The sequence below is a fragment of the Streptomyces sp. NPDC048734 genome (assembly GCF_043198675.1).
Taxonomy (GTDB): domain Bacteria; phylum Actinomycetota; class Actinomycetes; order Streptomycetales; family Streptomycetaceae; genus Streptomyces.
Genome location: NZ_JBICUZ010000015.1, coordinates 159,846 through 167,676, shown reverse-complemented (window position 1 = coordinate 167,676; position 7,831 = coordinate 159,846). Strand labels below are relative to the sequence as shown.

9 protein-coding genes and 2 pseudogenes are annotated in these 7,831 nt (G+C 69.4%); 4 read left to right on the top strand and 7 right to left on the bottom strand.

Going from position 1 to position 7,831, the window contains the following annotated elements; all coding sequences use genetic code 11:
- The 4 genes and pseudogenes from ACGFQC_RS30425 to ACGFQC_RS30410 all read right to left on the bottom strand — a co-directional run.
- On the bottom strand, window positions 1-195 hold a 195-nt coding region (locus ACGFQC_RS30425; RefSeq protein ID WP_393288950.1), incomplete at its 3' end, for a hypothetical protein.
- A 104-nt stretch (window positions 196-299) separates the two neighbouring features.
- A pseudogene (locus tag ACGFQC_RS30420) lies at window positions 300-600 on the bottom strand (hypothetical protein); the annotation flags it as partial.
- 563 nt (window positions 601-1,163) lie between these two features.
- Window positions 1,164-1,775: a DNA-3-methyladenine glycosylase gene (locus ACGFQC_RS30415; protein WP_363091053.1), complete on the bottom strand. Its 612-nt coding sequence runs from the start codon at window positions 1,773-1,775 to the stop codon at window positions 1,164-1,166.
- A gap of 20 nt (window positions 1,776-1,795) precedes the next feature.
- Window positions 1,796-2,047: pseudogene (locus tag ACGFQC_RS30410) on the bottom strand (DNA-3-methyladenine glycosylase); the annotation flags it as partial.
- 144 nt (window positions 2,048-2,191) lie between these two features.
- Between ACGFQC_RS30410 and ACGFQC_RS30405 the strand changes: the two are divergent.
- From ACGFQC_RS30405 to ACGFQC_RS30395, 3 genes are all read left to right on the top strand, one after another.
- The gene (locus ACGFQC_RS30405) at window positions 2,192-2,974 is read left to right on the top strand and encodes a sporulation protein (RefSeq protein ID WP_363091054.1); all 783 of its coding nucleotides are present in this window, start codon (window positions 2,192-2,194) and stop codon (window positions 2,972-2,974) included.
- Window positions 2,975-3,017: 43 nt separating this feature from the next.
- Window positions 3,018-3,557 carry a YbhB/YbcL family Raf kinase inhibitor-like protein gene (locus ACGFQC_RS30400; protein WP_363091055.1) on the top strand — a complete coding sequence of 180 codons (540 nt, stop codon included), beginning with the start codon at window positions 3,018-3,020 and terminating at the stop codon, window positions 3,555-3,557.
- Between the two features lie 212 nt (window positions 3,558-3,769).
- Complete coding sequence (locus ACGFQC_RS30395; protein WP_363091056.1) at window positions 3,770-4,276, top strand: HNH endonuclease; 507 nt, start codon at window positions 3,770-3,772, stop codon at window positions 4,274-4,276.
- A gap of 108 nt (window positions 4,277-4,384) precedes the next feature.
- Here ACGFQC_RS30395 and ACGFQC_RS30390 read toward each other — a convergent pair whose 3' ends face one another.
- The 3 genes from ACGFQC_RS30390 to ACGFQC_RS30380 all read right to left on the bottom strand — a co-directional run bounded on the left by ACGFQC_RS30390 (window position 4,385) and on the right by ACGFQC_RS30380 (window position 6,772).
- The gene (locus tag ACGFQC_RS30390; RefSeq protein ID WP_363091057.1) at window positions 4,385-5,335 is read right to left on the bottom strand and encodes an SPFH domain-containing protein; all 951 of its coding nucleotides are present in this window, start codon (window positions 5,333-5,335) and stop codon (window positions 4,385-4,387) included.
- A gap of 140 nt (window positions 5,336-5,475) precedes the next feature.
- Window positions 5,476-5,907: an NfeD family protein gene (locus ACGFQC_RS30385; protein ID WP_363091058.1), complete on the bottom strand. Its 432-nt coding sequence runs from the start codon at window positions 5,905-5,907 to the stop codon at window positions 5,476-5,478.
- Between the two features lie 67 nt (window positions 5,908-5,974).
- Entirely contained in the window at window positions 5,975-6,772 is a 798-nt protein-coding gene (locus ACGFQC_RS30380; protein WP_363091059.1) for an ABC transporter ATP-binding protein, read from the bottom strand.
- Window positions 6,773-6,927: 155 nt separating this feature from the next.
- Between ACGFQC_RS30380 and ACGFQC_RS30375 the strand changes: the two genes are divergently transcribed.
- Window positions 6,928-7,713 (top strand): hypothetical protein, encoded by a 786-nt coding sequence (locus tag ACGFQC_RS30375; protein WP_363091060.1) that lies wholly within the window; start codon window positions 6,928-6,930, stop codon window positions 7,711-7,713.
- The last annotated feature ends 118 nt before the right edge of the window (window positions 7,714-7,831 follow it).

Here is a 7,831-nt window from a genome sequence, read left to right as displayed (position 1 = left end):
CCGATTTCCTCGGCGCTTTCCAGGCTCCCGCTTTTGTTTCGCGGTTTCCTTTCCGGCGGTTCCGACTCTATCAGATCCTTTCGGTTCCGATTCCCTGTCGGCGGGATTCGCCTTGGGCTTCCGGCTTTCGCCTGTCGGCCTTTCGACATTCACTACGTTAACCGATTCCCTCGCCAGCTCATAATCGAGCTTCATCGAGTTCGAATTAGACATGCAGACACGTCGAATTCGACCCCTCTGAGGGGCGTCGTAGGTAGTGGGTTGGCCGCTTCCGGCTGCTGGCGAATGCCGTACCCGGTTCAAGCGGCTCGGGCTACGTTACGCCGCTGCCCAAGGCGAGTCAACTTCGGCGGCACCGGGGCGCGTGGGCCCGATACCCGATGGGGGCTCACCGTCGGGTCGCCGGCGATCCAGTACCGCCAGGGGTGGACCGCGCCGTCGCCGGGGACCCGGGGGCGCGGGCCGTTGCGTAGCTGGTCGGTGCGTGCCGGGGTACCCGCTGAGGACGCGGAGCGGTGTGTCGCCGGGAGCGCAGGCGTCCGTGCCGTCGAGGGCCCGGTCGACGTCCAGGGTCCTGGTCAGGCGGGCGGGGTCTTTGGCAGTTCCTTAAGGACGCGGCAGGCGAGCGGTATCGCCCCTACACCTGTTCGGGTGGCCGTTGCCTCGCATGCCCAGCAGACCCGCTTGACTCCTACGTGGTCCGGCAGGTCGTCTCCCGGGCCGAGGAGTGGAACCAGGCTCCGGCCGCTGATTCCGCAGACGAGGAGCGCGAGACCGAGCCACTGGCTGAGGAGGTGGCCACATCCGAGAGAGGTACCGCCCTGGCGGAGATGTTCGCCGTAGGGGACATCGACGCATCGACCATGCGTGCAGGCACCGGCAGGTGTGATGCCGACCTGGCGAAGGTCCGGACCGAAGCCGGCAGACCCGGCAGACCCGGCAGACCCGGCAGCGAAGCGGGGGCGGGTAGATCTGGGGGACGTCGAGTACCTGTGGGAGGAGCTGGCCTACGAAGGCCCCGACCGGATCGACCACGTGCGGACCGTCGTCATACAGGTCTGCGACCTCGTCGAGCTGATACCGAAGAGGTCGAGGAGTCCGAGGGTTCAGGCCGGACCACTGGCGGATCGCCTCCGGAACCCGTGAGCGATGCGCACAGCGGCTCAGGCTCCGGCGGACGGCTTGGCTCTCGGGCTCAGTCGGTACGCCGAGACCGTCGGATCACCGGCGAGGTAGAAGCGGTGCTGCCAGTCATGGGCTTTGCTCACGCCCACCCGAGGACCGACCCGGATGAGTGCGGCGGGTACCGGCTCGCCCTCGGACAGCGAGACCGAGGCACCTGTCAGCAGGTCTGTGCCGTTGTGCTCTGCCGTGATGCCGAGCGCTTGGCAGAAGTTCCCCGGCCCCCGCGCGAGACGTGGACCCTCGACCTTGCCCCCTCGCCGCTCGCGGGCCAGGTCTTCCCCTTCGATGACTCTGCCTGCCCGGATGAGGACAGCTGTAGCGATGCCGTCTGCCCCGGTGACGACGTTGGAGCACCAGTGGAGTCCGTGAGACCGGTAGACGTACAGGTGTCCCGCACGTCCGAACATGACGGCATTTCGGGGTGTCATGCCTCGGTACGCGTGAGAGGCGGGGTCGGCCGAACCGGAGTACGCCTCGGTCTCCGTGATCGTGATGCTCACGGTTCCCTCGGGTGTCTCGTGGGTGAGGACGGCACCGAGCAGCTTGGGGGCGACTTCTTCAGCGGGGTGAGCAAGATCCATGAGGTTCACGCTGACCGCCTTGACATGTCGTAGGTGAAGTGGACGTACACGTGTCCGGGCGGGCCGAGCATCACGCTGTTGCGGGCGGTGCGTCCGCGGAAGGCGTGGGAGCCCGGGTCGTCCAGGTCGTCGTGGGCCTCGACCTCGGTGAGACGCAGGGTGATCGGACCGTCCGGGGTGGCGCGCACGACGAGGCGGCCGAGGAGATCGGCAGCGACCTCCGGAACGGGGCGCTCGAAGAAGGTCCTGGGCGGGGGCGTACGGTCGGGGATCGCGATCATGCCCTCCGAGCGTAATGGAGACGGTCGGTGCGCCGGGATGGCCAGTGGGCCCCCGGCTTGTCAGGGTGGGGTGCGGAACCGGTTCCGGCCGGATTGCGTTTGTAGGGATCAAGGATCCCGTCGTAGAGGTCTAGAGGGAGAGTCATGGCGTTCAAGAAGCTGCTCGCGAGTCTCGGGGCCGGTGGGGCCTCGGTCGAGACGGTGCTGACCGAGGTCAACGTCGTTCCGGGTGGCGTGGTGCAGGGTGAGGTGCGGATCCAGGGCGGGTCCGTGAACCAGCAGATCGAGGGACTGTCCGTCGGGCTCCAGGCCAAGGTCGAGGTCGAGAGCGGCGACCAGGAGTACAAGCAGGACATCGAGTTCGTGAAGCAGCGGCTCGGAGGCGCCTTCGAGCTCCAGGCGGGCGCGGTGCACGCCGTGCCGTTCGGTCTGGAGATCCCGTGGGAGACGCCCATCACGATGATCGACGGGCAGGCCCTGCGCGGGATGAACGTCGGGGTGACCACCGAGCTGGAGATCGCGCGGGCCGTGGACTCCGGTGACCTGGACCCGGTGAACGTGCACCCGCTGCCGGCGCAGAAGGCGATCCTGGACGCCTTCCTCCAGCTGGGCTTCCGCTTCAAGAACGCGGACCTGGAGCGCGGTCACATCCGGGGTACGCGGCAGAAGCTGCCGTTCTACCAGGAGATCGAGTTCTTCCCGCCGTCGCAGTACCACGGTCTGCACCAGGTCGAGGTGAGCTTCGTCGCCGACGAGCACACGATGGACGTCGTGCTGGAGATGGACAAGAAGCCGGGGCTGTTCAGTGAGGGCAGCGACACCTTCCGCTCCTTCCAGGTCGGGCTGAACGACTACCAGGGGACCGACTGGGCGGCGTACCTCAACCAGTGGCTGTCCGAGGTCGGCAGCAAGCGCAACTGGTTCTAGGCTCGGAACCACTGACTCCAGAACCGATGCAGGAGGTACCGAGGTGACCGAGCTCAAGCGGCGGCCGCTCCCCCACGACTTCCATCCGCCCGTGCCGTCGTTCACGGTGACGAGCGAGGACGTCGAGGAGGGCGCGCTCCTCAAGGGCGACCAGGTCCAGGCGGACGGGAACACCTCGCCGCAGCTGCGGTGGGAGGGTTTCCCGCCGGAGACCAAGAGCTTCGCTGTGACCTGTTACGACCCCGACGCCCCGACGGGCAGCGGCTTCTGGCACTGGGTCCTGTTCGACATCCCCGCCTCGGTGACCGAGCTTCGGGCGGGGGCCGGCGGCGGCAAGTTCGAGGGCCTGCCCGAGGGCGCCGTCCACGCGCGCAACGACTACGGGACCAAGGACTTCGGCGGGGCCGCCCCGCCGCCCGGGGACGGCCCGCACCGGTACGTCTTCACGGTGTACGCGGTGGACCAGGAGAAGCTCGGTCCGGACGCGGACGCCTCTCCCGCCGCCGTCGGGTTCAACCTGCGCTTCCACACGCTCGCGCGGGCCCAGCTGATCGGGGAGTACGAGAACCCCGCCGCGAGCTGAGTCGGGCCTCCGCCGAGTCATCTCATCGTTCGTTCAACGTTTGCCCGTCCCTGGTCTTGGAAGTGATCAGGGGCGGGCATTTTGTTGCCGGGGGCGCGGGGGGCATCCCCCGTGGGAGCAGCAGATATTGCGTTGTCCATCTCGGCGTGCCCGGCCAGAGTTGTTCCCAGCCCGCCAGGGGGTGGGCCGGTGCACACGGGAGGTGGGCTGGTATGCGGGACACGCTGGTACTCAACGCGAGCTTCGAGCCGCTGTCGACGGTGACGTTGAACCGAGCCGTCGTTCTGGTGCTTCAGGACAAGGCCGTCGTCGAGCAGGCCCACCCCGAACTGCGGATGCGGGGAGCCGAGGTGGACATACCGGCGCCCCGGATCATCAGGCTGTGCAGGTACGTACGGGTGCCGTTCCGAAGACAAGCTCCGTGGTCGAGGCGGGGTGTGCTGGTCCGGGACCGGCACCGGTGCGCCTACTGCGGTCGCCGGGCGACCACGGTGGACCACGTCGTGCCGCGGGCCCAAGGTGGTCAGGACTCCTGGCTCAACACGGTCGCCTCGTGCGCGGAGGACAACCACCGCAAGGCGGACCGGACCCCGGACCAGGCGGGCATGCCGCTGCTGCGGCAGCCGTTCGAGCCGACGCCGCAGGACGCGATGCTGCTCGCCCTGGGGCAGGAGGACCTGGCCGCGCTGCCGGAGTGGCTGACCACGGACGCGGCGTAGTCCCGCGGGCAGGCCGTGTCGCGTCTGCCGCCTCGCGACCCCTGAAACACCAACGGTTCCCCGCAGCTCTTGAGGGGCTGCGGGGAACCGTTGGTTTCAGGGGTCGCGTCAGTCGATCGACGGCTTCTCGCGGCGTTCCCTCGGGCTGTCCGAGCCACCGCCACCCGAGCTCGAACCGCCGCCCATGGGGCCGAAGTTGCCCATGGCGCCGGACAGCCCCTTGAGGGCGTCGCCGATTTCGCTGGGGACGATCCAGAGCTTGTTGGCGTCGCCCTCGGCGATCTTCGGAAGCATCTGGAGGTACTGGTAGGAGAGCAGCTTCTGGTCCGCGTCGCCGGCGTGGATCGCCTCGAAGACCGTGCGGACGGCCTGGGCTTCACCCTCGGCGCGCAGGGCGGCGGCCTTGGCCTCGCCCTCGGCCTTGAGGATGGCGGACTGCTTCTCGCCTTCCGCGGTGAGGATCGCGGCCTGGCGCGTGCCTTCGGCGGTGAGGATCGCGGCGCGCTTGTCCCGGTCGGCGCGCATCTGCTTCTCCATCGAGTCCTGGATGGAGGTCGGGGGCTCGATCGCCTTCAGCTCCACGCGGTTGACGCGGATGCCCCACTTGCCGGTGGCCTCGTCGAGCACTCCGCGCAGGGCCGCGTTGATCTCCTCGCGGGAGGTCAGGGTGCGCTCCAGGTCCATGCCGCCGATGATGTTGCGCAGGGTGGTGACGGTGAGCTGCTCGATCGCCTGGATGTAGCTGGCGACTTCGTAGGTCGCGGCGCGGGCGTCGGTCACCTGGTAGTAGATGACGGTGTCGATGTTGACGACCAGGTTGTCCTGGGTGATGACCGGCTGCGGCGGGAACGGGACGACCTGCTCACGCAGGTCGATGCGGTTGCGGATGGTGTCGATGAACGGAACGACGATGTTGAGGCCCGCGTTGAGCGTCCGTGTGTAGCGGCCGAACCGCTCCACGATCGCGGCACTTGCCTGCGGGATGACCTGGATCGTCTTGATCAGGGCGATGAAGACCAACACCACCAGGATGATCAAGACGATGATGACCGGTTCCATCGTGCTCCCCGTACCCTTCTCCGCCTCGGCGCTTTCGGAAGATCTTAGGCTTGTTGAAGATCTTGCTGGTCGAGTGTGACAGACCGTCGTCCAGCTCGTGGGGTGTTCGGTTCACTTACGTGGTGCGGTAGTTGGCTGGGTCAGATGACGATCGCCGTGGCCCCCTCGATGTCCACGACGTCGACCTCCTGCCCCACTTCATAGGTGCGGTCGGTGTCGAGAGCGCGCGCCGACCAGATCTCCCCGGCGAGCTTGATGCGTCCGCCCGAGCCGTCGACCCGTTCCAGCACGACGGCCTGCTTGCCCTTCAACGCGTCCACGCCGCTGGCGAATTGGGGCCGCTGGGCGCTGTGCCGGGCCGCGATGGGCCGTACGACGGCGATGAGGGCGACGGAGACGACCACGAAGACGAGTACTTGGACGACCACGCCGAAGCCGAGGCCGGCCGCGACGGCCGCGGCCACCGCCCCGACCGCGAACATGCCGAACTCCGGCATCGCGGTGACCACCAGAGGGATTCCGAGCGCTGCCGCGCCCACGAGCCACCACACCCACGCGTCGATGTCGTCCACGTGTTCATGGTAGATCCGGCGGGTGTGTCGCCGACAGGGCGCGAACGGGGGCGGTCGGGACAGGAGTTCAGGACAGCGGCAGGCCCTGGGCGGTCCAGCGGTCGCCGACCTGCTCCACGACGAGGGGGAGGCCGAAGCAGAGGGAGAGGTTGCGGGAGGTCAGTTCGAGTTCGACCGGTCCGGCGGCCATGACCTTGCCCTGACGGATCATGAGGACGTGCGTGAAGCCGGGGGCGATCTCCTCGACGTGGTGCGTGACCATGATCATCGAAGGGGCGATCGGGTCGCGGGCCAGGCGGCCGAGGCGGCGGACGAGGTCCTCGCGGCCGCCGAGGTCGAGGCCGGCGGCCGGCTCGTCAAGCAGCAGCAGTTCGGGGTCGGTCATCAGGGCGCGGGCGATGAGCGTGCGCTTGCGCTCGCCCTCGGAGAGGGTGCCGAACTTCCGGTCCAGGTACTCGGTCATGCCGAGGCGGTCGAGGAAGGCGCGGGCGCGCTGTTCGTCGATCTCCTCGTAGTCCTCCTGCCAGCCGGCCGTCATGCCGTACGCGGCGGTCAGGACGGTCTGCAGGACGGTCTGGCGCTTGGGGAGCTTGTCGGCCATGGCGATGCCGGCCATGCCGACGCGGGGGCGCAGGTCGAAGACGTCGGTGCCGGGCCTGCCGAGGGTCTCGCCGAGGATGGTGGCGGTGCCGCTGCTGGGGTAGAGGTAGCTGGAAGCGAGGTTCAGCAGGGTCGTCTTGCCGGCTCCGTTGGGGCCGAGGATGACCCAGCGCTCGCCTTCCTTGACCGACCAGGAGACCTGGTCCACCAGAGCCCGGCCCTCGCGGACCACGGATACGTCCTGAAGCTCCAGAACATCGCTCATGAGCGCGTTGTCTCCCCTTGCAGTGTGGCCGGTCTCGGTTGTCGCGTACGCCTGTGGCTCGGACCGCCGCGCGCGGGTGGGCGCGGCCCCTCCAGGAAAATCTACGCCACCGGCCGGGCGGGCCGTTCCATCGGTCCGGTCCTTAGGCTGGGGGCATGCTCTCTGAACCGCGCTCCGGCCGCCTCGCCGCTTGGGGAAATGCGCTTTTGGCCGGACTTGTCTCTCCGGACGACGCCGTACTCGCCGTCGTCGGGGAGGACGCCGTGCACCGGGTGGAGGGGCTGCCCGGCGAGTCCGCGCCCGTCGGGCTCACGCTCGCGCTCGGACGGCTGCGGGCGCTCGGGGTGCGGGGGCTGCGGGTGGCGCTGCCGGCGCCGGGGCATCCGCTGGGGCTGAGCGGGCCGCCGGAGTTCAACGCGCGGGCGTTGGAGGCCGGGGAGGCGGTGGTCTGCCACGGGGCCGCGCTCGGGCTGGTGCCGGAGGTGTCCGAGGCCGGTCCTGCGGGCGACGTGCACGTCGAGGTGACGTGGCGCTGCCTTCCGGTGCGGGAGGCTCCGCCGGCGGACGTGCCGTCGCTGGGTGAGGCCGAGCGGGAGCTGGCGGAGGCGCTGCGTGACGCCACGGCGGTCCTCGCGCGGTTGGACGTGACGGGCTCGGGGCCGGTGGCCGAGGCGGCGATCGACGCGTACCGGGCGCGGGCCGAGCGCGGGCGGGATGTGTTGGCGCCGGGGTACCCGCCGCGCGCGGTGCGGGTGCTGGAGCTGGCGCAGCGGGTGGGGTTGTTGGTGTCGCTCGCCCGTGAGAACGGGCACGGGGGTGCGGTGAGCGCTTCGGAGATGGGGGCTCGGGTGGCGGCGTTGCAGCCGGTGGAGCGGACGGGGCGGCGGGCGCAGGTGGCTGCGTACAACGCGTATGTGGAGGAGCGCGAGCGGGAGCGGTGAGATGTCCGCGCGTGGCACGGGGCGGAGTGGTCGGCGCCCGCGTCGGCGGCCGGCGGCACCCGCGGGGCGGAAGGCGTCGGTCGCGGTACCGGGGGCGGTCAGGGCGAACCGGCCTCCC